Below are 25,113 nucleotides of genomic sequence, written 5' to 3' on the forward strand. Positions count from 1 at the left end.
AACCAGAGCTTCGATCCCTATCAAAAAAATCCTGACAAACCTCATGTTATGGGCGCGGCCAAAAGATCGACCAGAACCGTATCGTCTTTCTTCAATCCCTGAAGGATCTCGGTGAAACCTCCGTTGGTGATGCCGGTGATGACCGGTACCTTTTCCCTGTGATTGCCCACCATGCGATAGACAAAATTCCCGTGGCGCTCCTCGATGACCGCCTTTCGGGCGACAGAAAGGACATGGTGATAGACGCCAAGCCGGATTTTCGCATCGACAAACATCCCCGGGTGAATGGCGAGGTCCGGATTGTCAAGGTCGATCTCTGTTTTCATTGTCCGGGTGGAACGATTGAGATAAAAGGCATATCGGTTGATCCGGCCCTTGAAAACCCGTCCGGGAAGACCCTGCACGGTGATTTCGACCGGTTCGCCCCTTTTGACAAAGCGGACCTGCCTTGCCGGAATCCCGACATAGATACGAATCGTCCTCACTTCGGCAAGACGGATGATCGGCAAGGAACCTCCGGTGGACATCTTCGCCTCGGGGATCAGATTTCCCGGATCCACAAATCGGCGGGTGACCATACCGTCGAAAGGAGCACGGATCACCTCGTAGTCGGTCATCGTCTTTTCATAAAGGGCCCTGGCCCTGGCGGCTTTCCATTTGGCTTCGGACTTCTGGAGTGTTTCAAGGGAGATCACGCGGGGATCTTTTTTCCAGACCGCATATTCACGGTCATAGGTGAGCTTGGCAATCCTGGCCAAAGCCTCTTCCCTTTTAAGGGAGGCATCGCGTTCGGGATCAAAGATCTTGGCAATCAGATCCCCCTTTTTCATGATATCCCCCTTGTCCACCGGGAGTTTCTGAAGGTATCCGGGAACATGCGCGTAGACCACCGTTTCCCGAAAGGCATGGGCCACCCCGGGAATTCTGGTCCAGAGCTCAAAATCCCGGGGAGACACATGACCTGTCCGGTATTTGTCGGGATCATATCCAAGGGAGGGGGCTTCGGGAGGCTTGGTTGCCGGATGGAAAAACCAGTGGCCCCGGATTCCCAGAACCAGAAGAATCAGGGCTATCCCAGAAAGAACAATGACGATACGGGAGCGCCGATCAGACCATTGCCGCCCCGGATTTCCAGACAACATAAAAAATCTCCTCAATCCATATCAAACAGAATGATCCAGGCCGCGTCCCAAACACGACGGGAAAGCCACAAATGGAAGATCGCCCATGAACAAAAAGGGAAAATGAAAGCGACAAAAACCTTGCACAAAACGACAACAATCTGCCTACCGCCATTTTTTTATCGGCACTATATACGACTTCAGCATGAGAAATCAATTTATTTTCATGGTGTCAAAAATTTGCCGCAATCATTTCCTCTCCCCTCCCGCTCTTCAACCCCCTATGCAGGGAAAATTCAGGAGAGCCCAGCCCTGAAAGGGAGGTCTCATCCAAAGCGTTACGATTTCGATCGGAGTCCATGAGAAAACTCCCAAAAAACTTCGGATCGATTGAAGAGTTCCTGCATAACAGGGTCAGCATGCACACGTTCTCATATCATCCGAATCACCTCATGCCGGCACGATCCCCCATCCTCCTTGTTGGAGGGGACCCTTGTGATTTATGATGGAGAGAGCGAACAGGGGCCGGGGGATCATCCTGACCACCGGCCATTTTCTCTCACCTGTCTAATCGGCACAAAAAGGTCTGTTCGGAAGTTCTCCTCTCAGATCACCTCTATAGATGTCCAATGGGACCTTAAACATAAGGAGTTTTTCTTGGCCAAACATTTGATCGACAAACCGGACAATCTTGAAGATGGCGGCCCCGGCGTTCCCGTTTCAGTGGAAGGCCGTCAGATCGCCCTCTACGAATTCGAGGGATCCATCTACGCAGTGGACAACCGTTGTCCTCACCGCGGAGGCCCGATGGCCGACGGACCCGTTTCCGGACCGACCATCACCTGTCCTCTCCACTCCTGGAGCTTCGACATGCGTTCAGGAGAAGCGGTTGGTCGCCCCGGAGCCACCATCGCCTGTTTCGCAGTCTCCAAAGATCCTTCCGGGAAAATTGCGGTCGAAATCGCCTGATCCCGTTTTTTGTCAGTTTTTACATGCCATTGAACTATCAAGCATAAGCCGGATCAATGATCCGGCTTTGTTTTTCATGCCAGTATCGCTATGATGGTCTCTGGAGGGCGAACGTGTTCTACGGCTTTTTATTTGTCATGGTTGGCACTTTCGGGACGCTCTATTCAGTTGTTCTTCTCCTGCGGCGGGAACGACGGGAAAAGTGGCTTGCCTACATTCTCTCCTCCGCCATGCTGCTTCTCTGGGGGGCAGTCTCCCTTTCTCCGCTCAGGCCCAAACTGATCGAGTGGCTTCATTCAATGATTATCGGCTCGTGATCTTGCCTCACACATGAAGGGAGGACCATGCAAAACAATTATCGTGCGCTGGCCATCATTCTTGCCGGAGGCGAAGGAAAAAGGCTTTTCCCGCTCACTCGCGACCGGGTCAAGTCAGCCGTCCCATTTGGCGGAGCCTACCGGATCATCGATTTTGTCCTGTCGAACTTCGTCAATTCCGGCCTTTACAAAATCAAGGTTCTGACCCAATACAAATCCCACTCCCTAAACACCCATCTCTCGAGGGGCTGGCGACTCTCCCCGCTTCTGGACCAGTATGTTGACCCCGTTCCGGCCCAGATGCGCAGGGGGCCACACTGGTTTCAGGGAACCGGAGACGCCGTCTACCAGAACCTGAACCTGATCCTCGACGACAACCCCGATTTTGTCTGCGTATTCAGCGGAGATCATATCTTCAAGATGAACATCTCGCAGATGATCGAGGCCCACATCCAGAGAAACGCGCAGGTCACAGTCTCTGCCATCCCGGTCCCCATCGAGGAGGCTTCCGCCTTCGGAATCGTTGGGATGGACTCTTCGGGCATGGCGACCTCTTTCATCGAAAAACCAAAACACCCGGCCCATATGCCCGGGAACCCCCAAATGTCCCTTGTGAGCATGGGGAACTATGTCTTCAACACCAGACTCCTGATCGACGTCCTGACCAAAGATGCCCAAGACAAGGACAGCAATCATGATTTTGGAAAGGACATTCTCCCGAAACTGACCCGTGAGGGAATGGTCCATGTCTACGACTTCAGCCAGAATACCATCCCCGGGATGACCGATCTCGAACAGGGTTACTGGAAGGACATCGGCCAGCTGGATGCCTACTGGCAGACCCACATGGACCTCGTGTCGGTTTCCCCGGCCTTCAATCTCTACAATCCGAACTGGGTCATCAGAACCTATCGCCCGCAGGTTCCCCCGGCAAAGTTCGTTTTTGCCGATGAGGAAAACAGGAGAATCGGAGTGGCAACGGATTCGATCGTCTCCGGTGGCTGCATCATCTCCGGAGGTCAGATCGACAGAACCATCCTGTCTCCAAGCGTCAGGATCAACAGCTATTCCCGGGTCTCCGAATCGATCCTTTTCGACAATGTCGATATCGGACGTTACTCCCGGATCAACAGGGCGATCATTGAAAAGGGAGTCCGGATCCCCCCCCATACCGTAATCGGGGAAGATCCGGTCGAAGACAGGAAACGCTTTCACCTTTCGGATTCCGGGGTTGTCGTCGTCACCCGTGAAGACTTCAACAACAACGGAGACTCCTCGTGAAGGGGCGCATTCTTCTTCTCTGGCACATGCATCAGCCGGCATACTGGGACCCGGTCATGAAAAACATCGGGCTTCCATGGGTCAGGCTGCATGGTGTCAGGGGGTATAACGACCTGCCTTTCATGGCCCGTCTTTTCCCCCATGTCCGGCAAACAATCAATCTCGTGCCATCGCTTCTGGACCAGATTGACCAGATTTCAGGCGGCGAACTTCAGGACGCCTACCAGATCCTGACGATGAAACCCCCGGAGGATCTGACCCCTGCCGACCGGGACTACATTCTCCGGAATTTTTTCTCCTGCCCGTTTGACTCCATGATCCGCCCGAACCATCAGTACGTGAATATCTGGCAGAAGGTCCAGACGGCGCTTTCCGGAAAACCTCCGGAGTCTCAACTGCCACCGGATGTCTTGTCGAACAGGGAGCTTTTGGACCTTCAGGTTCTCTTCAATCTGGTCTGGTTTGGATACGGAGCGAAACATGACCATCCTGAAATCGAGGAATGGCTTCGAAAGGGGTCCGGGTTCAGCGAAGAGGACAAGGCCGGAGTCATGGCGCTTCAGCTCAGTGTTTTAAAGGAGCTGATCCCGAATTATCGGACTCTCGCCGAAAATGGACAGATCGAGATTTCATCTTCACCTTACTACCACCCGATCCTTCCCCTTCTCATCTCCTCATCCATTGGAAGTCGACCCCGTCCGGGAATCGCCCTTCCGGAAGAGTTCTCCTGGCCCAACGATGCGAAGGAACAGGTTCTCATGGCTCTCGACCGCCATGAAAAACTGTTGGGAATCCGGCCACGGGGAATGTGGCCATCAGAGGGATCCGTCTGCCCTGAGCTGATGGACATACTTGCCGCGGCCGGGCTGGACTGGACCGCCACAGACCAGGGGATTCTGGATGAAAGCATCGGGGGAGCGGGAAATATGACCCACCCATGGCAGGTCACAACCGGCCACGGAGATCTCCGGATCATTTTTCGCCAAAGAGCCCTTTCCGACCGGATCGGATTTTTGTATTCGCGATACAACGGAACAGAGGCGGCAAAAGATCTTCTCTCGGGAATCGAGGCGACTGCGGGAGTCGGATCCGGAAGCCACCCGCCCATCATCCCCATCATTCTCGATGGCGAAAATCCCTGGGAGAGCTACCCTGACGGAGGGTATCTTTTCCTAAGGTCCTTTTTTGAACGGCTCGACAACCACCCCCATCTCGAGACCCAGTCGATCTGGGAGGGAATCCGGGACCTTCCCGCATCTCCGATCCACTCCCTGGCGTCGGGATCCTGGATCAACCATGATTTCAATATCTGGATCGGTCACCCCGAAGACAATGCCGGATGGAACTATCTCTCCAGAACCCGAAAGTTTCTGTCCGACGCGGAAGCTTCGGGAAAACACTCCCATGAAACGCTTCTGCAGGCAAAGATGGAGATGTTCGCATCGGAAGGTTCCGACTGGTTCTGGTGGTATGGAGACGATTTCCAGAGTCTTCAGGCCTATGAGTTCGATCGTCTCTTCCGGACCCATCAACAGAACGTCTACAAGATTCTTGGAGAGGACATCCCCGTCTATCTCACGGAACCGATCCGCTCCAGGGAACACGACTTCGCGATCAATCTTCCCACCGATTTCATCTCTCCGACGATCGATGGAAGAGTCACCCATTTCTACGAGTGGACCGGTGCCGGAAGTTTTGACCCCCAAAAAACCCAGGGGTCAATGTTCTTGTCCGGAGCGCCAATCCGGAAAATTTTCTATGGCTTCGACCAGATCAATTTTTATCTCCGGGTCGAGTTCGACCCGGAGATCCTCTCCGGAAACATCGACCAGATGGCTCTCGTCGTCAGGATCCACAACAATGTCGAGTTCGAATGGAAACTCCCCCTTCTGGCCTCTCCCCTTGATGTACCAGCAAGGGTCGGACAGTCCGCTCCCATGCTCTGGGCCTGCCAGAAAATGGGAGAAGGTGCCTTGAGCCTTGCCGCGGCCAAATTCAGCCCCGGAGAGAGACTGCACCTCATTTGCGAATTATGGGACGGGGAGCGGCTCCTGGACCAGTGCCCCCGTGGCCGCTCCGTCCCCATTCATGTTCCCGATGACCAGTTCGATCAATCCATATGGAGAGTCTGATGACGGAGTCAAACGATTCCCGAACCACACAATCAATCCTTTCCAAAGATACCCGGACAACCGTGGTGATGGTCCTCCATCACCATCAGCCCGCGGGAAACTTCGATCATGTCTTTGGAGAGTCCCAGCAAAATTGCTACAGGCCGCTTCTGGAGCTTCTGGAGCACTTTCCCGACATCCATGTCTCCTACCACCTGACTGGCCCCCTGATCGAGTGGATCGAGAAGCATGATCCCGACTACATCTCCCTTTTGGGACGTCTTGTCGCCAGGGGACAGATCGAAATCGTTGGCGGGGGATTTTACGAACCGATCCTGGCTCTGCTCCCCACCCAATCGGTCAGGGACCAGAGCCGTCTCATGGAAGACTGGATCGTCCGTCTTTTTAACCGATTTGATGGTGGATTCTGGCTGGCCGAAAGAGTCTGGGAGACAGACCTTCCCCTGAGACTTTCGGGTTGCCACATGACACACACCACCGTTGACGACCATCACTTTCATCTGGCCGGATTCAGGGACGAGGAGCTTCACGGGTATTACCGCACTTCCTGCGCAGGGGAGGGTCTGGACATTTTCCCCATCTCCGCACATCTTCGCTACCTCATTCCTTTTCAAAGCGTCGAACAGTCGCTCACCTTCCTCGACAGGACGGCAAAAGGAAAGGTCCTGACCTATGCCGATGACGCTGAAAAATTCGGCGTCTGGCCGGAAACGTATCACTGGGTCTGGACAGAAGGATATCTTCGGCGTCTTTTTGAAGCCTTTTCCAGGGAGTCTTCCTGGTTGAGGATTGCCAGCATGAAGGAAATAAGGGCGGAACGGGGGGCGACAGGTGTTGCCATCCTTCCCAATGCGTCCTATCCCGAAATGATGGAATGGGCAATGTCACCCCAACATGCCGCCGCTCTTCATAAACTTCTGGACACCCTCGCCGGGTATGGACTGAAAGAGGCCGCAATGCCCTTCGTGCGGGGAGGGATCTTCGAACAGTTCCTGACAAAATACCCCGACTCAAGAAGGCTCTACCACAGGATGCTCCTGGCCGAACAGCTTTTTTCAAGCCGGGTGGCAAAAGACGATCCCGACAGGGACAGGGTGGGACACCCCCTCTGGGTTTCCCAGGGGAATGACGTATACTGGCATGGACTGTTCGGAGGGCTTTACCTTTCAAACCTTCGCCACACGGCCTTCAACGGGATCATCTCCATGGAAAACCTTCTCGAAGAAAAAGGTCTCCTTCGCTCGGGAGAGTCTTTGGTCGGAGACTTTGACCAGGACGGCTCCCCCGACCGCGTCTACTACCAGAAGGGCTACGTCGCCTGGCTCTCCCCGGCCGGGGGAGGATGTCTTCAGGAAATAGACGATCGCCGGCACGGATTCCACCTGACCAACACCCTGACAAGGCAGGTGGAGATCTATCATCTCAATTCCTCCTCCGGACTCGGCAACCATCCGGAAGACGGCGGCTCTCCGGCCGTCCTCTCCATCCACGACCGGATGCCCACCCCCCCGGCTGAAGGGGAAATCTCTTTCGATCCCCGACCAAGACGGCCTTTTTCCGAGTTTTTGTGCCATAAGGATGCCGCTCCCGATGTCCTTTCAGGACAGTCTGGAACGAATCCCATGATCCTGGACCTTGGAAAAACGAACTGGACCGTCAAGGAATGGGACCAATGGAAAGCCTGCCTTGAGGCACAAGTCCAAACGGGTGACAGATCCATGACCCTGAGCAAGGAATACCGGTTTTCCCCATTGGAGTTCACGGTCGATTACCGCCTGACGGACGGAGCCCTTTCGGAAGATCATCTTCTGGCGGTCGAATTTCCGGTGACGCTTCTTGTCGGTTCCGGTGAGGGAAGAGACCTCTGGGTCCGGACCGAAACCGGAGAAGAACCTGTTGCCCCGGCCGCATTCGGGGAATGGGGAGACCAGATGTCTCAGGGATTTCGGGGAAGGGACGGCTGGTCAAAAGCCGCATTCTCTGTCACATTTTCCACACCTCTCCGGCTTGTCCGATTTCCTATCGAAACGGTTTCACTGTCGGAGAAGGGACTTGAGCGGGTCTATCAGGGGACGCTTTTTCTCATGATGATCTCTCCGGCTGATATCCAGCGCCCCGAAGGATTTCGTATTTCCGTCTCTTTCGAGGACATCGAGTAGATCCAAAAAAGCCATTTCGGCCGGACGTCCTGCCGTTTACGGGACAGACAAAGAAAACGCTTGATCAGGGGGGAACCGATACAATGCCCGAGCTCAGAAAAGATCCGATTATCGGACGATGGGTCATCATCGCGACATCAAGAGGTCTGAGGCCAAAGGACTATCAGGCAGAGAAGGTCCGTTATCTCTACCAGTCCTGCCCGCTTTGTCCGGGACAGGAGGAAAAGACACCACCGGAAGTCCTTGCCTACCGGCAGTCCGGTTCTCTTCCCAATACACCGGGATGGACGCTTCGCGTCGTTCCCAACAAGTTTCCCGCACTTGAGGTGGAGGGAACCCTCGACCGCGAAGGGGTGGGTCTCTACGACCGTATGAATGGAATCGGCGCCCACGAAGTGGTTATCGAAACCCCTGAGCACAAGAAAGCCCTCTCGAAATTTACCGAAAAAGAATTCGAAAATCTTTTATGGGCCTACCGTGACCGCATTCTTGATCTCAGGAAGGACACCCGATTTCGATACATCATGATCTTTAAAAACTATGGAGAGGCGGCGGGAGCGTCCCTTGAGCACAGCCACAGCCAGCTGATCGCCCTTCCCATTATCCCCACCGCCGTCGTGGAGGAGCTTGTCGGAGCCAAGTCCCACTACGAGGAAAAAGAACGATGCATTTTCTGCGATATCATCCGGCAGGAGCTTTCCGACGGCAGCCGGATTGTCCAGGAAAATCAGGAGTTTCTGGCCATCACTCCCTTTGCCCCGAAGTTCCCGTTCGAAGTCTGGATATTGCCCAAAAAGCATGCGTCCTCCTTCGATCAGGGACAGAAAAGCCAGTATGAAGCCCTGTCCAGGATTTTTCTCGATGTTCTCAGAAGACTCAACGTCGCACTGAAGGATCCGCCCTATAATTTTATTCTCCATAGCTCACCCTTGCAGGAACGGGCCGAGGACTATTACCACTGGCACTTTGAGATCATGCCCACGTTGACCAGGGTGGCAGGGTTCGAGTGGGGAACGGGTTTCTATATCAACCCGACCCCTCCCGAGGATGCCGCCCGATTTTTAAGAGAAATCGATCTCACAATCGAATCGGAAGAGATTCCCTGATCATCCGGAAGAGACCGATCCGGTCAAACGGGAATTGTTTGGATATAGGACTGTTGGCCAACCAACACAACAAACAGATAAAAACTTATTTTTAAGGAGGTTCGTTCATGTCCACCGGGGAATCCCTTGCCGCCTGGCAAAAATCCCTTTCATCCGTCTGTCTGTTTAACGGGAGTCTTCCCCAAATCACCGATCTTGCGACCTTTCGGAAGCAATTTCTTCCCGGTGTGGTTTCGGATCTTCTGTTCCACGAGAGCCAGGAGGCAAGGAAATCCGCTTTCGACGTGATCAGGGCGGCGCTTTTGAAACAGCGGGGCTACTCCGCTTCGATCGAACCCCTCTACCGGGCCTTCGCCAGGGGGGAAGAGTCAGGGTTCACCGTTCCCGCCATCAATATTCGCGGACTGACCTTTGAGACCGCGCGAACGGTCTTTCGGGCAATGAAAAGGATCAATGGGGGACCGGTGATCTTCGAGCTTGCCAAGAGCGAAATTGGATATTCCTACCAGAGACCACGGGAATATGCCGGGCTGATCATGGCCGCCGCCGTTTCAGAGGAGATCTCCGGACCCGTTTTTATCCAGGGGGACCACTACCAGGCCAATGCCAAAAAGTTCAAGTCCGACCCTCAATCCGAGATCGCCGAGCTCAAGGGACTGATCCTGGAATCGCTGGAAGCGGGATACGGCAATATCGACCTCGACGCATCGACGCTTGTGACTCTTGAACCCGACTCCTTAATCGAGCAGCAACGGGAAAACGGACGGGTGACGGCTCTGTTGGCAGACGTCATCCGCCGGACCCCGCATTCCAAAATGGGGGGAATGGAAATCCCTGTGTCGATCGGCGGGGAAATTGGCGAAGTCGGAAAGGAAAATTCAAGCCCTGAAGAGCTTGCCGCCTTCATGACGGTCTTTGAGGAGGAGCGCAAAAGACTTTGCACCCCGGGGCCGGGAATTTCAAAAATCAGCGTGCAGACCGGCACCTCCCACGGTGGCGTACCCAATGCCGACGGATCGATTGCCGAAGTGGCGCTGGATTTTGGAACTCTGGAAAAACTCTCGGCGCTTGCCCGGAAAAACTACCAGATGGGCGGAGCCGTCCAGCACGGAGCCTCCACCCTGCCGGAATCCCTTTTCGACCGTTTTCCCAAGGTCGGAACACTTGAGATCCATCTTGCCACGGGTTTCCAGAATCTGATTCTGGATCATCCCCTGTTTCCCAAAGATCTCACACAGAAAATGCACGAGCACCTGAAAGAACATTTCAAGTCGGAATGGAAGTCCGGAGAAACCGAAGCCCAGTTCCTTTACAAAAACCGAAAGAGAGTCTTTGGTCCCTTCAAGAAGGAACTGTCCTCACTGCCACCGTCGATTCTCTCCGGAATCATGAAAGACCTTGAGGAACGGTTTGTCGTGATCTTTGAAAAACTCGGACTTCAGGGAACCGCCCCGCTTCTCACCCGCCACTTTCCGTCCGAAGGGAATTCGCCATGACAAAACTCCTGCTCGTCCTTCATGCCCACCTGCCCTATGTCCGTCATCCGGAACATCCTGTTTTTCTGGAGGAGAACTGGTTTTTTGAGGGGATGATCGAAACCTATCTGCCCCTTCTCATGATGATGGACCGACTGACAGGGGATCATATCCCGTGGGGCATGACCATGACGCTCTCCCCGCCTCTTCTGTCGATGATGGAGGACCCTCTCCTGACCGAGCGGTTTGGAGCGAGACTCCATCTTCTGACAGAACTTTCGGACAGGGAGGCGGACAGGACCCGCGGGGGAGAATACGCAGGAGTCGCCGCTTTTTATCAACATCGTTTCCATACGTTGAACCGCTTCTGGAAAGAGGATCTTGGCGGGCAGATCCTGTCGGGATTCAGACGGCATATTCAAACCGGACAACTCGAAGCCATCACATGCTGCGCAACCCATGGATTTCTCCCGCTTCTCTCAACGACTCCAGAGTCTGTGAAAGCCCAGATCCGGGTCGGCGTCTCGACCCACGAGCGCATTCTCGGGGTCAAACCCCGGGGGATCTGGCTTGCCGAGTGCGGATACTTTACCGGAGTGGACAAGATCCTCTCCGAAGAAGGTCTCCAGTTTTTTCTCATGGATACCCATGGCCTTCTTTATGCCAACCCCTTCCCGCAAGGTGAGGTGTATGCCCCTATAAAGACACCCGCCGGTGTCTATGCCTTCGGCCGGGACCCTGAATCCTCCCATCTGGTCTGGAGTGCCGAGAATGGCTATCCGGGAGATCCGTTGTACCGTGATTTTTACCGGGATATCGGATACGACCTTCCTTATGATCTGGTTGCCCCCTACCTGCATACCGACGGTCCCCGCGGCATGACCGGACTCAAATACCACCGCATCACGGGAAAAACCGATCAGAAAGAGGTTTACGATCCGCGATTGGCCAAAGAGAAGGCCGGTGATCATGCCCGGGATTTCATGCGGAGAAAGGAAGAGCAATCCCGAAGGCTCTCAAGTCTCGCAAACTGGTCGCCCACAGTGGTCTGTCCCTTTGACGCGGAGCTTTTTGGACATTGGTGGTTCGAAGGGGTCGACTTTATCGAGGGGCTCTTCCGGGAGGCCACCGGTTCTGTGGTCATGACGACACCGACCAAACTTCTTTCCGGAGACTTCTGGGTCTCCGATGCACAGCCGGAGCCTTCTTCCTGGGGTGTCAACGGATATAATGAAGTCTGGATCAATCAAACCAATGACTGGATCTGGCCCTATCTCTCGGAAGCCTCAAGGGAGATGACTCAGGCTGTTCGGCTCTGGGGAAAAGATCCCGCCTTCGCGGATGTCCTCGCTCAAATGGGCCGCGAACTCCTGCTGGCACAAAGCTCCGACTGGCCTTTTCTTCTGACGACAGGCACAGCGGTGGAATATGCCCAATACCGGATTTCTGAACATCTTTTCCGTTTTAAAACCCTTCGCTCCATGCTGGAAAATGCGAACGTGGACCGGTCTATTGTGGAGGAATATCGGGGAAAAAGTCCCCTGTTCCCCGATCTCAATCCCTGGGTGTTCGCTTAGGCGGAGAATTCCGGCAGAGGGACGCCTGCCTTGGTATTCATGGAAGGAACGGGTGCAATCCAATCGGATTGCACAACTCAATCTGCGAAGGGGATATCAACATCCAGCAATTCAAAATTTGAAATCTGATTGAATAATAATCACTAGCGTTTACGCGTAGAAATCACTGGACACAACGCCTATCTCCCGGTATTCTTGGGGCATGGAAACCTTTTCGATTCCCCACCCCGAATGCCATTCCCGGCAAGGCTCTCAAGCTCTTGTCGACCGGATTTCCACCGCTTTCCGGGCTCTTCCTGATGCCCGGAAACCCGGAAACAATCGCAAGCACTCCCTGTTTGATGCCGCCTGCTCGGCCTTTTCCGTCTTCTTCACACAATCGCCTTCTTTTCTGGCCTTTCAGAGAAATATGACGCGGATGACCGGACGGAACAATGTCCAGTCCCTCTTCGGCGTGCAGGATGTCCCAACGGACGTCCAGATCCGGAACTTCCTCAATCCGGCCGGGGCGAAGGAGGTGGCTCCGCTGATCCAGGGAGTCGGAGACGCTCTGTAGTCCGTTTGATCCCTTTGCAAAAACAATATATAGGATCGTAATGGTTATGTGGGTTGAAAAAGAAGGAGTCGTCATGGTTACGGAAATCAGTGCAGTCAACTTTCGGCAACATCTGGAAGAAATGCTAAACCAGGTGCAGTACCGTCACGACAATGTCGTGATCAATAAGGACGGTAAGCCCGTGGCTGTTCTTGTCGATGCTCGCCTCTTCGAACGCATGCGCAGGATGCAGTCCCGCTTCAACACCATTTGTCAACGTATTGAAGAGGGATTTTCCGAGATTCCAGAATCTGGCGGGCTGGCTGAAATCGACGCAACGGTGGCTTCAGAACGGTCCAGCACGTAGGCATCCGAAAGGAAGGGTTGACCTTTTTTGGCCATCCTTCGTGTTGTCCTCGACACCAATGTTATTCTATCGAGGATAGAATAACAGGCCAGTGTGTCTGGAAAGATCATAGCGGCTTGGAGCCATGGATCATTTGAGGTTGTTCTGTCGACTTACATCCTTAAAGAACTGCGCCGTGTATTGCCGAGGCTTGTTCATCGCCACGGACTCAGTGACGCTGAGATGGACGATCTGGTCGATATACTCACCAATGAACTCTCCCGCCGCTAAGGGATTGTAAAAAAATAATTGTAACTAAAATGGATTTTGCTATACTCTCCAGCATGGAGAAGAATCTTATCGCAGATCGATTCAACTTGCTGGCGTGGACGCTGGATGAACGGTTGCGCCGGATTGTCTGCGCAGCCGAAGCCAAGGTTCTGGGCCATGGGGGAGTCACGACTGTCTCCCAGGCCACCGGAGTCTCGCGACGGGCTATTCATTCCGGACTAAAAGAGTTGGAGGAACGTCCTGAAGAACAGGAGGCTTCCTCGCTGAGGATCAGGCGTCCGGGGGGCGGACGAAAGAAAGTGGCCGACCGGGACCCCGCGCTTCTGGCCAATCTTGAGTCGCTGGTTGAGCCGGTGACGCGAGGAGACCCCGAAACGCCTCTCAGGTGGACGACCAAAAGCCTGCGGCGGCTGTCTGATGAGTTGAAGGCAATGGGGCATACCGTGAGTCATGCCTCCGTCGGGACGCTTCTTGGGGAGCTGGGATACAGCCTTCAGGCCAATGTGAAAACGCTCGAAGGCGGTGATCATCCGGACCGGAACGCCCAGTTCGAATACATCAACGCCCAGGCCGAGGATCGCCTGAAGCGGGGAGAGCCGGTCATTTCGGTGGATACCAAGAAGAAAGAGCTCATCGGACCCTTCAAGAACAACGGACGGACGTGGAGGCCGCAGGGTGACCCCGAAGAGGTCAATGTTTACGACTTCATCAACAAGGAGCTGGGTCGGGCCAACCCTTACGGAGTCTACGATCTGGCCCAGGATGAGGGATGGGTGAGTGTGGGAACCGATCACGACACGTCGGCATTTGCCGTCCAGACGATCCGACGATGGTGGCAAAGCGTGGGGGCGGAATCCTACCCTCAGGCCACCGAGCTTCTGATTACAGCGGATGGGGGAGGAAGCAACGGATCCCGCGTGCGCCTCTGGAAGGTCGAAATCCAGAAACTGGCGGACGAGATTGGGATTCCCGTCACGATTTGTCATTTTCCTCCCGGAACCAGCAAGTGGAACAAGATTGAACATCGCCTGTTTTCGTTTATCAGTATGAACTGGAGAGGACGACCGCTGGTCAGCCACGAAGTCCTTCTGAACCTGATCGCCAACACCAGGACGAAAAGCGGACTCACGGTCAAAGCCGAGCTTGATCCAGGGGTCTACCCCAAAGGCATCAAGATCTCTGACGAGGAAATGGCCTCTCTCCATCTGGTTCGCCACGCTTTTCATGGGGAATGGAATTATTCCCTTCATCCCAGAGACGGATGAATTGTTATCTTTATATTTTAAAAAGCCCTAACTGGGGTCCACTCCACCATAGACATCCTGAGCATTGTCAAAAAATACTATCCGGCAAAACTTGTAACCCCGCGTACTCTGTTTGGTATTCAGGAAATCCTCGAATCCATAAAAAAAGAATCAACCGGACAGGAATCGGAGGGCAATCGATGATGATGGGCACGAAAACAGCGTTTTTCAGACCCGGAAGCCTCCATGAATATTCCCAGGCTCTAGCTAACGGAAATCCCGACGGGTGGGTTCTCGGGGAATTTCTGGACGCATTTTACGAAGCCCCCCCGAATCACAGACAGAACATGATTGAACAAGAACCTGAACTTTTGGGTGGGAAGATCAGAAACGGCGATGTCACAGACGCCTACATTGCCGCAACAGCGGAGTATCTGGCGTGGCATTTTTCTCTTTTAACTCCCGACTGGACTCAAGACTCCCGACGGATCATGAAAGAACCATGGTTCGCAACCGATATCGAGGGACTCAAAACCCTTCTGGCCATGGAAAGTCCTGCGGCCTTTCGCAGGCGGAATCTTTTCGTCTCACAAAATGCCCTGTCAAGGGCATAGAAGCCTACAAGATCCATAGGAATACCTAGCAACAGAGCCTCTTCCTTCCAGGAACCCTTCTTCTTTTCCCCTCCCGGTTTTCCCCTCCCGGAGTGGTGCCCCCAAAGATTTTCGAGCTTCGAAAGATACCCGGCCTTGAGGTCGGCCTTCCCGAGCATGGTCGGCAGGGTCGTATAATCCATCATGACTGGAATGGCTGACCTCCGCTTTGTCGGAGACAAACGAGGAGAAGAAGATCTGTCAACCGACTCTTCGGAAGATCCTGGGTGGTGACTTCGGATTTGATTCCCTTAATTATTGAATGCACAATTAATCTGTCACATATGAATGGGATGACCTCAAACGACGGGCCAATATCGCCAAGCACGGCGTCGATTTTTCCCTTTCAAAAGACTTCGATTGGGACCAGGCAACCTATACGGAAGATGAGCGAAGGGACTATGGGGAAACACGCCGGGTAGCCCTTGGGTTTATTGGTGCTCGCTTGCATGTTCTGACCTATACGAAACGGGAGGGCATATGCCGGGTCATCAGCCTTCGGAAAGCGAATGCCCGAGAGAGGAGTTCCTATGAAACGCAAGCCTGACCATATTTCCCAGGAAGATTGGGACGCAGTGGATTCGACTCCTTTGACGGATAAAATGCTCAAACGGATGCGGCCCGCCTCGGAAGTCGTTCCGGAGATTGTCGCGGAATACCGAAGGTCCCGGGGGCGACCGCCGAAAGAGGTCACAAAGGGTGCCACGACGGTACGATTCGACGCGGATATCGTGGCGTCCTTTCGCTCGTTGGGCCGGGGATGGCAGACCCGGATGAATGACGTCTTGCAGGAATGGCTCAAGGAACATCCGACTGCGTGACGAATGGGGGAATGATCGAGGGGCCGGTGCCGCCTCATCTTCATTGATGTTCCGAGCAGGCTACCCTCTCCTGGATGGTCGCTTCATCAGGAGAGGGTAGGAATGCGCTTCCCCTTTCTGTTACTGGTTTATAATGGGCGTTTGACCAGTTGAGACGCTTTATCACCTGCAAGGCAGTTCTGGAAGACGTTCCCGTGGTTTTGGTCGATCCACCGAATACCTCCAGTACATGCTCTCTTTGTGGAGATTGCGAAAAAGGCAACCGAACGTCTAAAGGCCATTTCTCCTGTTTGATCTGTAAACGCACCGAACACGCGGACATCAATGCCGCACGGACCATTCGTTTCAAGGCCGCAATCAATCGGCCTATCGCAGTTTGAATGAAATACTTGAACTGCAAACCCCCACTACAACCGTTATCCATGTTTAGATGAATTCTTTCAGAATTTCGTTGTCATACACACCCTCGATGACCAATCCATAGGTTGACATAAACCGTCAAACCGATTTCAAAGCGCCGGAATAGCATAGATCTCCGAATTCCAATTCCTCGCTTTCGAAGAGTTCCCGTAAGCCTTTCTTTATTTCTGGTCTTGTGTAGGTAAAAGATCCATTCTTCTTTTCGACAGAGATGAGATCGGAAAGATGGCATTTGTCGATCAAGACGGATCGATCTTTCCAGAAAGCAACAGTAGTGGGTATTTCGGGGCAAGATGCTGTTGCACCACCCAGGAAAAAAGGCTCGGGTGAAGTCTCTGTCCATGGGTCATCGATCATCCTCCGGAAGGAATCGTGAAAATCGGTTCATTATCCGGAGGATATCATGACTAAATATTCAAACTTAACAAATACTTGAGGTTATAGTTTTTAGTGTGAACCAATAAATTGAATCAGTGTCGACACAAAACAGTCGACAACATCCTGTTGTTATTTTCCCAAAAAAATACCCCCGGAGGACAAAATCAGGTCTCCGGGGGTATTTCCAAATTTAATCGTCGAATCAGGACTGGAAAAGAAATTTCAGTTCAGAATGGAAACAATTCCAAAGGTACAGTTTGATCCCTGAGTACAGGAATACGTGTTGTTTGAAAAACTCAAGGAGCTCGGAATTCCTGAACTACCAAACCCAGTGCTTGTGTAGGGATTGCTGGAAAGGCCAGTAATGGTTGTAACTCCACTGCTATTCGTTCCTGTGAGAGAAAAGATCAAATGATTCACCAAATCCAGGACAAAGGATCCCTGATTATTGTTGGTCGGACTAACAGACGCTTCACTTGAACCGAAACTCCCCGCAGTGGTGAAGGGGTAAGGAGTTATCACAGGATTGGACCCTGAAACATAACTTGTCCCAAAGAAAAGATTATCCGCCAAATCCGCAGATTCGTTATAATAGTCGGGATTATAAACCGCATAACTACAAGGACCGATTGACTCACTTGGAGCATTCGATGGGGAATTAGCAAAAACCCCGTTTGTTTTACTGTATGAAAGGATATGGGCATATATAACAGTCGAACTGCAGTTTTGTGGTGTGGCATCAGTATAAATCAAAAGGCCGTCACGAGAATCGACTTCAATCGCATCATTGGGGATCGTAAAACTGCTGGAAAAAGGAGTACAACTCCCCACCGTCATAGTACTGCCTGAAAAAGAAAAAGAACAGGCCCCGATAAATGTATCGGAGTTAGTTGACGTTCCTGACCCTGTCGTTTGAGTGCCATACCACACAATATTATTGGCAAAATCAGCCCCCACAACTGTATCCCCTGAAGGAACACCGTTTGAAAAGGTCCCAGAAGTCAAGTTCCCGGCTGCATCATAGGTATATAAAAAACCATTCGTATTTGATCCCCCGACGATTAGCGAATTCGCGGGATATAATCCAAATCCATATCCAGAAAGAACAGGAGTATGGCCGGCAAACGCTATTACCCCGGTACTTGGGTTGGCGGTGTAGGTACAGATGACCAAACTCGAAGAACCCGCCGGAAAGGACAGGATTAGGATATTGTGACCAGGATCAAATTGGGCATTACTGATCGCCCCTCCGCAACCGTTACTAGCCGTCGCAGGGATTGTATAAAGAGATGGAGAACTGGAGTTAGTCACTGTCCCGTTGGCCGTATAAGTAAAACTTGCCAATTGAGTGCCACCTGCTGCGGGGGTGGTGGCAACAACAATGGACCCCACAATCGTTGCACCGCTTCCAGAGCCTGTTCCGCTTCCAGAGCCTGTTCCGCTTCCAGAGCCTGTTCCGCTTCCAGAGCCTGTTCCACTTCCAGAGCTTGTTCCACTTCCAGAGCTTGTAGCAGGAAGGTTGGTATTGAGAGCGGTTTGCTGCACACCGTCATACACGGTTGTCGTTGTATCATTGGCCAAAGCCAGTATATTCGATTGATTTTGTGCCGAGATACTCCCAGAATTATTAATGTAGTTCGTATAGCTCATCAATATATTTGATGGGGTAGTTGACCCAACAGTTGTTGAATTCATCAAGGATGAGCAGTTCGTAAATGAAGTGCTGGAATCCTCCACGCAAGATGCCAGAATGTTTGCATCCGACGTGATCTGCTGGATTCCGCTTGTTGAAAGATTTGATGCGTTTAATAGCCCGGTCTGGATGTTCACATATTGATTAAAAGTACTCAGATTACTATTAAGGGCAGATGTCGTCCCAACAATTGAAGGGAATCCTGAGGGGGTAAATGTCTGGCTGGGCCCCATAAACAAGGAAGCGGCAAGAACTGTTGTATACTCGGTCACATTGACTGTCTTTGGAATATTGCTGGGAGTTCCGATCGGAGACATCATAAGGATATGGCCATTATATTTTCCAGATGGGGAATTTCCGCCGTTTGCAACAACATAAAGGAAAGCCGTGCTTGGAACAGACGTTGAAGCTTTCAATGTATAGGCGCCATTAACACCCGTTGTAACAGATGGGCTGATTCTTATAGCCGCTCCTCCTGGAGAGGAAGCCGCCTCCCAGAGAGAAACGGACGAAGAAGAAAGGTCGGTTAAACCTCCCTGAACCGTTCCAGAGACAGTCACACCAGCACCACCACCACCCCCGCTACCTCCTCCGCAGGCCGCAAGCGAAAGAACGAAAAACACCGCCATTGAACTCAACTTCCATAAAGGGAAAAACATATTCCCGTTTGAATCCTGACATCTCTTTTCCTCGGCCATTTGCACACAAGACCTACCTTGCCTATAATCAAATAGGGGTTTCATGGGTGAACCTCCAAGCTATGTTTGTTTCAGGGGCCGCTTTGCAGAGTGGCCCCTGTCATTTTGTCTTTACTTTTCCCAAATGTTCTCGTTCCCCTTACTTCTTGATTCCATTCGCTGTCTTGTCCTTGAGCAAGACCTTCAGATTGTCAAAAAAGCCGGCATAAAACTCCGGATTCTGGACCGTTCCCCTCTGTGTCACCACCGAGTTGTACTCGGACCCGATCGGAAAAAGAGGGATCAACCAGAGAAGATGCCACCAGACGTACTCTTTCCGGTGAAGCTCGGTTGTCTGGTTCGCCGCAAGGCTGACCTGGGTGATGCCCTGGCCCAGCGGGACAAAGGTGACCGTTGAAGTGATCTGGTAAGAAACGTTCTTGTCGTTCTGATCCGTCATCTCGCGATCGGCAAGGATGATCGCGTTTGCCTTGTCCGCAGAGCGGACCATGAAGCCCTGCTGGGAAAGGACCCGTAACGATGCCGCCCAGGTACGATCCTCGGATGCCGAAATGGATTCGGTGTTTCCCTGGATCTGTTCTGAAGAATTGAAGGCCTGCCGGTAGGATGGCTCGGAGCCACAACCGGAGACCAGCAAAAGACCCACCAAAAGGATCATTGCCCTGGTGAAGAAAACCAAACCATTTCCGTGGTTCCTGAACCTCGGACTCCCCATGGGAGAAGAGGTCTCAAGTGACTCCGATCCCTCATTCATCCTTCTGGAAGATCCTTCCTGTAAACCCATCACTCACTCCTTCCCAAAATTGTCTATAGCTATCACTTTTGATAAAAAGGACAAGTGATGGCGAAAGGGTAGATCAGCTCCCCAATTCTGTCTATCCATCGAAAGTAGTGGATTGCCTTTTGGGGGAATTGAGCTATATTTATCATAGAATAATGATCTGAATGGATTCACAGGACGATGGTCGTAAAAGCCGAACAATTCTCACCAGATGATGTAGTTAGGGGAAGTCATTTTCATGGTGATTCGAACATGTTGCGTACCGAAACAAACGAGGTGCTTCGATGGACGCTGTGATGGAGTTATCCTCAAAGGATTATCAGACTCTCCTGAACCTCATCTGCCGGCTTCACAATGCAAAAGATTCAAAAGCCCTGTTTCTCGAAATATGGGATTCCCTTCACGATGCACTTGATCTCACGACCGGAGTTTTCATCCCCGCCGACAGGGAGTCCGGGGACTTTCTTCTCGACGGAGCCCAGATTTTCGATCACCCTTCCCAATACTTCATGGAGTACGCCCTTCACTTCTCCACCCTCGATCCGGTCTTTTCTTCCGGGTGGTTCCGGAGTTTTTCAAACGATGTCACAAGGCTTTCCGATCTTGTCCCACCAGACTGGTTCGATACCTCCCCTTACGCCCAGGATCTCCTGAAACGGGCCCAGATCTCCCATATTCTGGCATCCAATCTGGGCTTTGAGGGATATCCCGTCGGGGTTCTGCGGCTACACAGGGAGAACCGGGAAAAACCATTCACGCAGCGGGAGATCCTGTTCCTGAAACTTCTGGCACCCCATCTTTCCCAGATGATCAACCAATTCCGGGAGCAGTCCATTCCGGAGTACTCACCCAAAACGGGAATCATGTTCATCCAGCAGGACCAGTCGATCTTCTGGGGAAACAAGATTGCCAAACAGATCTGGGGAGATCGCAGTGCGCACGACTTCAATGCGTCCGGGAGCGATCTTCCCAACATTATCAGCACGAGTCTCGGCACATACAGGGTCATAACGATCCCCATCCAGGCGCTGAAAGACACCGACGATCCTGTTTCTGAAAAAATAAAAGCCCAGGTGCTTCTTCTTGAGCCATTTCCCCAAAAAAAGTCGACCCGGGAAAAACTCTCCTCACTGGGACTCTCTCCCCGGCAGGCAGAAATTGCCGCGCTCGTTCTCCAGGGAAGGAGCAATCGGCTTGTTGCTTCCGATCTCGGCATCTCGGAGCAGACGGTCAAGGACCATCTTCACGATATCTTCAACAAGCTCAAGATCAAAAGCCGCTACCAGCTGATTTTTCTCTGCGCGAACGCGATGTAGAATCGTCTGTAAGAGTTGACTTGTGCACGACAAAAAGAAAAAGAGGGGTCATAGAACGGTCTTAACGGTTTTTAAGACTGAATCGGCCCTTAAAAAACAAAGGAAGGCTTAAGGATCCACACCAAATTCTCTGGAGTCATCCCCAACCGCCCGGGCATCCCGGATAAGAGGTCAAGACAGTTTCGGATCGGCTGGTAGGGGATGTCCTTGGTCACCCTGACGTCAAAGCGGTTCTTGGCCTGATTTTCAAAATCGGAGGAATGTTTATCGCAGGTGGGCCACCCTGCTCCAAAATTTCTGATTTTTACTCCATCTCAATTCTTCCTCCAGACATTGGCCAGCCCCTGACAGCATGGATGGATAGGCACTCTAGACAGACCATCAAACATACTCTAACGTATCGACAATGGATCAATGTTGGAGGCTATTATGCGTGTGATTGTCAAAAAATGGGGAACCAGTGCTTCCGCTCGCATCCCGTCAGGGATCATGGAAGCCGCTCACCTTTCTCTGAATGATGCGGTCGATGTCCGGGTCGAGGATGACCGTATCGTCATCGAACCGATACGATCATCTGAGTATCAGCTTGCCGATTTGCTGTCCAGGATAACGCCCCAAAACATCCATGACGAGGTCCGGGTTGGAGAACCTGTCGGCAAAGAAATTTTGTAGTCACCCTGTCAGGAGACCCTCCTTCAGCCATACTTGTCGACCAGGTCAAAAACCTAGACTGGGTTGCCCTCAGTGCCACGTCTTAAACGGCGTGTCACACCGGGTGAACTGACGGAGGTGAGGGCGAGGATATTCGCTCTCATCGGAGAGACTCAAGTGACATGGAACCGGTGAGGAGGCTTGTTTTGACTGGACCGGCCCATCGACACTTCCTGAAGAGATGCCGATACAGCCACGTCGCTGTGTTTACGGCTCAAATCGGAAATGATATTGGTATCAAAAAGGTACAAGCCAAACCTACAAAACTGTTGGAGGGCGGTGTGTTACCGAACCACGATGCGGTGGACCCAGTTCTTCCCGGTTCAAGGGAGACAACAACAAACTCTTGAGCGAAGAACGTGCTTCTTGACTCAGGCGATTCCATAAAGCAACATCCACAAGCACAGCGGTCTCCACACCGCGCCTCGTAATCATCTGGGGGCCTTTATTTACGCAGGCATCCAAAAGCTCACCAAAACCTGATTTCGCATCATATACTGACCAAGAATCCATGGACATTCCCTCCTATAACTGGGTAAAGGACCAGTCTAATAGAATGAGTCCCAAAAACAATCCCTACGGGTCCATACATGCGTCACCATCTGTCACTTTTGACCATGCCGGGTCACCTTGTGAAGTTGGGCTCAGAACGCAAGTATTGGGAGTTTCCCGAGGGTCTCTATCGGAAACCCGAGCCCCTTCTCCGTCCTCCGTTTTAAGGTAGCTTGTATTTCAGGATTGTCAAAACGTTCCCCTCCCTGCGAGAAGAGGCAAACCTCACTCCATCTTTCTGATGCATGTTCTTTCCCGGAAGCCTTATCATTCCTCTGTCAAAGGGGAAGATCATCAGGATCTTCAGATCTTCGACGGATTCGACCACTTGGAGGGTCACCAATCGGCAACGAGGTCCAGTGGAAAAAAAGTCCAGACACCTCTCGTACCACCCTTCCTCCGAAATCTGACCCACTCCCCTTCAAACGTGAGCGCTCCTCTGAATTCCCATTCGGTTAGACACAATCCAATCGTGCGTGATACATTAAGCAATGATATTATCCAGCTAAAAAGAACCTCCCGCCCAACCGGACAAAAAGACCGGCAGAGATGTCATGGTGGGGATTTGGGCCTTTTCGGGCCTTGGTTCTTTGAAGAAAACCCGCTTGGGAACCATGTTCCCCAAGATCAGTTCGGGAGCAGAAATCAATCCGCCCCAATGGGCACAGGAAACCATCTATCCGGAGAAAATTCATCCCATGGAAAAAGGCGTAATCAAGGAAAAAGAACAAACCCCAGTCGAGCATTATACAGAAGGACTCATTCCCGACCGCGACCCTCTCATCAGGGAAATCGGCATTCTGACCGGCCAGCATGGAAGGCCCTTTCTTGGTCCTCAGGGTGGAATGACCCTCGCAACGCTTGCCTACATGAACAAGGTCAAGAGAGTGTACGAATGGACCGGTGCCTATGGCTATTCCACCCTCTGGCTTGCAAAGATCCTCCCCAATGACTGCCAGTATATGATTGGCACCATCGCCGATGAAAATCAGCGCCTGATCGCCAACTATCTCAAAAGGGCAGGACTTCAAAGCAGGGTCAGCATCAAGATCACAGACGGTGCCAAGCAGTTTGGCGAGACAGAAGGACAGTTCGACCTTCTGGTTCTCGATCTTCAGCAGGAAAGAACCAAAATGGCCGCCTGGCTTGATGTGATTCCCGACAAGATCGCGGAAGGTGGACTGGTCGTCTCGCTGGGGAATCTTCCCGCAGGAGTCGGCTCCGAACAGACTAAAAACATGCTGACATCCTCGGTTGAAGCTTACAACCACAGGATGTTTGCCGACCCGCGATTCTTGTCCTCAATGCTTCCCATCTGTGATGGAACAATGGTTTCCTACCGCATTCCCAGGGGATGATAAAGGACGCACTCGATATGGACACCGACTCCACCCGGAACACCCCTCTCCCGAAGCTTCTGATCGCCTCGGGAGAGGCCAGCTTTGACCTCTTCTACCGAACACGCTTCCTGACCCCCGACCCGGTTATCTATGTTGAAACCCCCACCACCCGCTCCCTTCTGCTCTCGGACCTTGAAGTCGATCGTGGAAAAAAACAGGCTACCGTTGACGAGGTCGTTCCGACCAGAACCTTTGAGGAAAGACTCAAGGCCAACGGGAAAAGAGCCAACCTCCCGGCGATCGCCGCACTTTTTTTGAAGGATCGCCATTTCGACCGGGTTCTGGTTCCTTTCGATCTCGCTTCCGGCTACTCGAGGGCCCTTGAATCCGAAGGGATCGAAATCGTTGTCTCCGACGGGGAACTCTATCCGCAAAGGGCTCTCAAAAACCCCGAGGAGATCAGATGGATCAGGGAGACCCAAATCGGAGTCGAGGAGTCCCTGGAAATTGCTCTTGAACTCCTCAGAAAAGCGGAAATCAGGGAGGGTCTGATCTGGGTTGACGGAGAGTACCTGACCTCGGAACGGGTCAAATCCGTCCTCAAGCAGGAGATGCTCAAAAGAAACCTTCTGGGCCGCCACACGATCGTTGCCGGAGGGGAACAGGCCTGCGACCCCCATATGGAAGGGACAGGACCGCTTCCAGCCCATCTCCCCATCGTTTTCGACATCTTCCCGAGCCATGAAGAGACCCGCTACTATTCCGACATGACCAGGACCTTCTTCAAGGGTGCTGTCTCACCGGAACTCAAAAGAAACTACCAGGCCGTTCTCGATGCCCAGAACAAGGCCATCGACCTTGCCGGTCCGGGAGTGGATTCAAAGCTTCTTCACGAAGCGGTCGTCGCCCACTTTTCCTCCATGGGCTATTCCACCGGAATCCGACCGGACGGAAGGATGGAAGGCTTCTTCCATGGAACGGGCCACGGGGTCGGTCTTGAAATCCATGAAGCGCCAAGAGTGGGTCGCGCCGGTGAACTTCTTGCTCCGGGTCACATCATCACCGTTGAGCCAGGGCTCTATTACCCGGGAGTCGGGGGAATCCGGATCGAGGATATGCTCGCCATTACGGATACAGGTGCACAAAACCTCACGACATTCCCCAAGACACTCAAAAGCGCCATCATCGACTGATCGG

Annotated in this window: 22 protein-coding genes and 2 pseudogenes; 20 read left to right on the forward strand and 4 right to left on the reverse strand. The window is 52.5% G+C overall.

Annotation, left to right across the window (positions count from 1 at the left end; translation table 11 throughout):
- Nucleotides 1–41: 41 nt before the first annotated feature.
- Nucleotides 42–1,139, reverse strand: coding sequence for an efflux RND transporter periplasmic adaptor subunit (locus LFE_RS11300; protein WP_232502525.1), 1,098 nt, complete (start codon nt 1,137–1,139; stop codon nt 42–44).
- Nucleotides 1,140–1,778: 639 nt separating this feature from the next.
- On the opposite strand from LFE_RS11300, the gene LFE_RS14180 reads away from it, so the two are divergent.
- From LFE_RS14180 to LFE_RS13790, 16 genes and pseudogenes are all read left to right on the forward strand, one after another.
- Nucleotides 1,779–2,090, forward strand: coding sequence for a Rieske (2Fe-2S) protein (locus LFE_RS14180; protein WP_014450357.1), 312 nt, complete (start codon nt 1,779–1,781; stop codon nt 2,088–2,090).
- A gap of 113 nt (nt 2,091–2,203) precedes the next feature.
- Nucleotides 2,204–2,407 (forward strand): hypothetical protein, encoded by a 204-nt coding sequence (locus LFE_RS11315; RefSeq protein ID WP_014450358.1) that lies wholly within the window; start codon nt 2,204–2,206, stop codon nt 2,405–2,407.
- Nucleotides 2,408–2,434: 27 nt separating this feature from the next.
- On the forward strand, nt 2,435–3,688 hold the full coding sequence (gene glgC / locus LFE_RS11320; RefSeq protein ID WP_014450359.1) for a glucose-1-phosphate adenylyltransferase: 1,254 nt from the start codon (nt 2,435–2,437) through the stop codon (nt 3,686–3,688).
- Nucleotides 3,685–5,820 carry a glycoside hydrolase family 57 protein gene (locus LFE_RS11325; protein ID WP_014450360.1) on the forward strand — a complete coding sequence of 712 codons (2,136 nt, stop codon included), beginning with the start codon at nt 3,685–3,687 and terminating at the stop codon, nt 5,818–5,820. The genes glgC and LFE_RS11325 overlap by 4 nt, the downstream gene beginning before the upstream one ends.
- Nucleotides 5,820–7,979 (forward strand): alpha-amylase/4-alpha-glucanotransferase domain-containing protein, encoded by a 2,160-nt coding sequence (locus LFE_RS11330; RefSeq protein WP_014450361.1) that lies wholly within the window; start codon nt 5,820–5,822, stop codon nt 7,977–7,979. The genes LFE_RS11325 and LFE_RS11330 overlap by 1 nt, the downstream gene beginning before the upstream one ends.
- Before the next feature lie 83 nt (nt 7,980–8,062).
- Complete coding sequence (gene galT / locus LFE_RS11335) at nt 8,063–9,085, forward strand: galactose-1-phosphate uridylyltransferase (protein ID WP_014450362.1); 1,023 nt, start codon at nt 8,063–8,065, stop codon at nt 9,083–9,085.
- A gap of 107 nt (nt 9,086–9,192) precedes the next feature.
- The gene (locus LFE_RS11340; protein ID WP_014450363.1) at nt 9,193–10,581 is read left to right on the forward strand and encodes a class II fructose-bisphosphate aldolase; all 1,389 of its coding nucleotides are present in this window, start codon (nt 9,193–9,195) and stop codon (nt 10,579–10,581) included.
- On the forward strand, nt 10,578–12,137 hold the full coding sequence (locus LFE_RS11345; protein WP_014450364.1) for a glycoside hydrolase family 57 protein: 1,560 nt from the start codon (nt 10,578–10,580) through the stop codon (nt 12,135–12,137). The genes LFE_RS11340 and LFE_RS11345 overlap by 4 nt, the downstream gene beginning before the upstream one ends.
- A 202-nt stretch (nt 12,138–12,339) precedes the next feature.
- A complete protein-coding gene (locus tag LFE_RS14755) occupies nt 12,340–12,693 on the forward strand; it encodes a hypothetical protein (protein ID WP_050989530.1) in 354 nt (117 codons plus the stop codon).
- 73 nt (nt 12,694–12,766) lie between these two features.
- Complete coding sequence (locus tag LFE_RS11355; protein ID WP_173363252.1) at nt 12,767–13,039, forward strand: type II toxin-antitoxin system Phd/YefM family antitoxin; 273 nt, start codon at nt 12,767–12,769, stop codon at nt 13,037–13,039.
- A 93-nt stretch (nt 13,040–13,132) separates the two neighbouring features.
- Nucleotides 13,133–13,285: pseudogene (locus LFE_RS14760) on the forward strand (putative toxin-antitoxin system toxin component, PIN family); the annotation flags it as partial.
- 53 nt (nt 13,286–13,338) lie between these two features.
- Complete coding sequence (locus LFE_RS11360; RefSeq protein ID WP_014450368.1) at nt 13,339–14,574, forward strand: ISAzo13 family transposase; 1,236 nt, start codon at nt 13,339–13,341, stop codon at nt 14,572–14,574.
- A 179-nt stretch (nt 14,575–14,753) separates the two neighbouring features.
- The gene (locus tag LFE_RS11365) at nt 14,754–15,167 is read left to right on the forward strand and encodes a hypothetical protein (RefSeq protein WP_014450369.1); all 414 of its coding nucleotides are present in this window, start codon (nt 14,754–14,756) and stop codon (nt 15,165–15,167) included.
- Nucleotides 15,168–15,507: 340 nt separating this feature from the next.
- Nucleotides 15,508–15,753 (forward strand): annotated as a pseudogene (locus tag LFE_RS14765) (BrnT family toxin); the annotation flags it as partial.
- Complete coding sequence (locus LFE_RS11370; RefSeq protein WP_014450370.1) at nt 15,737–16,027, forward strand: BrnA antitoxin family protein; 291 nt, start codon at nt 15,737–15,739, stop codon at nt 16,025–16,027. The pseudogene LFE_RS14765 and the gene LFE_RS11370, both read left to right, overlap by 17 nt.
- Before the next feature lie 149 nt (nt 16,028–16,176).
- Nucleotides 16,177–16,407, forward strand: a complete 231-nt coding sequence (locus tag LFE_RS13790; RefSeq protein ID WP_269763944.1) for a zinc ribbon domain-containing protein — start codon at nt 16,177–16,179, stop codon at nt 16,405–16,407.
- A gap of 640 nt (nt 16,408–17,047) precedes the next feature.
- Here LFE_RS13790 and LFE_RS11385 read toward each other — a convergent pair.
- On the reverse strand, nt 17,048–19,078 hold the full coding sequence (locus LFE_RS11385; protein WP_232502526.1) for a hypothetical protein: 2,031 nt from the start codon (nt 19,076–19,078) through the stop codon (nt 17,048–17,050).
- 277 nt (nt 19,079–19,355) lie between these two features.
- Entirely contained in the window at nt 19,356–20,000 is a 645-nt protein-coding gene (locus LFE_RS11390) for a hypothetical protein (RefSeq protein ID WP_014450372.1), read from the reverse strand.
- A gap of 281 nt (nt 20,001–20,281) precedes the next feature.
- Here LFE_RS11390 and LFE_RS13305 point away from each other — a divergent pair, with 281 nt between their 5' ends.
- Both LFE_RS13305 and LFE_RS11400 read left to right on the forward strand, forming a co-directional pair.
- Nucleotides 20,282–21,313, forward strand: coding sequence for a helix-turn-helix transcriptional regulator (locus tag LFE_RS13305; RefSeq protein WP_014450373.1), 1,032 nt, complete (start codon nt 20,282–20,284; stop codon nt 21,311–21,313).
- Between the two features lie 429 nt (nt 21,314–21,742).
- Complete coding sequence (locus LFE_RS11400) at nt 21,743–21,985, forward strand: AbrB/MazE/SpoVT family DNA-binding domain-containing protein (RefSeq protein WP_014450374.1); 243 nt, start codon at nt 21,743–21,745, stop codon at nt 21,983–21,985.
- Nucleotides 21,986–22,282: 297 nt separating this feature from the next.
- Here LFE_RS11400 and LFE_RS14770 read toward each other — a convergent pair whose 3' ends face one another.
- Nucleotides 22,283–22,543, reverse strand: a complete 261-nt coding sequence (locus LFE_RS14770) for a type II toxin-antitoxin system Phd/YefM family antitoxin (protein WP_014450375.1) — start codon at nt 22,541–22,543, stop codon at nt 22,283–22,285.
- Between the two features lie 587 nt (nt 22,544–23,130).
- On the opposite strand from LFE_RS14770, the gene LFE_RS11415 reads away from it, so the two are divergent.
- Together LFE_RS11415 and LFE_RS11420 are read left to right on the forward strand one after the other, a co-directional pair.
- Nucleotides 23,131–23,934 (forward strand): O-methyltransferase, encoded by an 804-nt coding sequence (locus LFE_RS11415; RefSeq protein ID WP_014450376.1) that lies wholly within the window; start codon nt 23,131–23,133, stop codon nt 23,932–23,934.
- 17 nt (nt 23,935–23,951) lie between these two features.
- The gene (locus LFE_RS11420; protein ID WP_014450377.1) at nt 23,952–25,109 is read left to right on the forward strand and encodes a M24 family metallopeptidase; all 1,158 of its coding nucleotides are present in this window, start codon (nt 23,952–23,954) and stop codon (nt 25,107–25,109) included.
- The last annotated feature ends 4 nt before the right edge of the window (nt 25,110–25,113 follow it).

The organism is Leptospirillum ferrooxidans C2-3 (assembly GCF_000284315.1).
Lineage (GTDB): Bacteria > Nitrospirota > Leptospirillia > Leptospirillales > Leptospirillaceae > Leptospirillum > Leptospirillum ferrooxidans.

What these genes read in the sequence shown, in the direction of transcription:
- glgC (WP_014450359.1), top strand. Translation starts at nt 2,435, where the DNA reads ATGCAAAACAATTATCGTGCGCTGGCCATCATTCTTGCCGGAGGCGAA.
- LFE_RS11330 (WP_014450361.1), top strand. Translation starts at nt 5,820, where the DNA reads ATGACGGAGTCAAACGATTCCCGAACCACACAATCAATCCTTTCCAAA.
- galT (WP_014450362.1), top strand. Translation starts at nt 8,063, where the DNA reads ATGCCCGAGCTCAGAAAAGATCCGATTATCGGACGATGGGTCATCATC.
- LFE_RS11340 (WP_014450363.1), top strand. Translation starts at nt 9,193, where the DNA reads ATGTCCACCGGGGAATCCCTTGCCGCCTGGCAAAAATCCCTTTCATCC.
- LFE_RS11345 (WP_014450364.1), top strand. Translation starts at nt 10,578, where the DNA reads ATGACAAAACTCCTGCTCGTCCTTCATGCCCACCTGCCCTATGTCCGT.
- LFE_RS14755 (WP_050989530.1), top strand. Translation starts at nt 12,340, where the DNA reads ATGGAAACCTTTTCGATTCCCCACCCCGAATGCCATTCCCGGCAAGGC.
- LFE_RS11355 (WP_173363252.1), top strand. Translation starts at nt 12,767, where the DNA reads ATGGTTACGGAAATCAGTGCAGTCAACTTTCGGCAACATCTGGAAGAA.
- LFE_RS11360 (WP_014450368.1), top strand. Translation starts at nt 13,339, where the DNA reads ATGGATTTTGCTATACTCTCCAGCATGGAGAAGAATCTTATCGCAGAT.
- LFE_RS11365 (WP_014450369.1), top strand. Translation starts at nt 14,754, where the DNA reads ATGATGATGGGCACGAAAACAGCGTTTTTCAGACCCGGAAGCCTCCAT.
- LFE_RS11370 (WP_014450370.1), top strand. Translation starts at nt 15,737, where the DNA reads ATGAAACGCAAGCCTGACCATATTTCCCAGGAAGATTGGGACGCAGTG.
- LFE_RS11390 (WP_014450372.1), bottom strand. Translation starts at nt 20,000, where the DNA reads ATGGGTTTACAGGAAGGATCTTCCAGAAGGATGAATGAGGGATCGGAG.
- LFE_RS13305 (WP_014450373.1), top strand. Translation starts at nt 20,282, where the DNA reads ATGGACGCTGTGATGGAGTTATCCTCAAAGGATTATCAGACTCTCCTG.
- LFE_RS11400 (WP_014450374.1), top strand. Translation starts at nt 21,743, where the DNA reads ATGCGTGTGATTGTCAAAAAATGGGGAACCAGTGCTTCCGCTCGCATC.
- LFE_RS14770 (WP_014450375.1), bottom strand. Translation starts at nt 22,543, where the DNA reads ATGTCCATGGATTCTTGGTCAGTATATGATGCGAAATCAGGTTTTGGT.
- LFE_RS11415 (WP_014450376.1), top strand. Translation starts at nt 23,131, where the DNA reads ATGGTGGGGATTTGGGCCTTTTCGGGCCTTGGTTCTTTGAAGAAAACC.
- LFE_RS11420 (WP_014450377.1), top strand. Translation starts at nt 23,952, where the DNA reads ATGGACACCGACTCCACCCGGAACACCCCTCTCCCGAAGCTTCTGATC.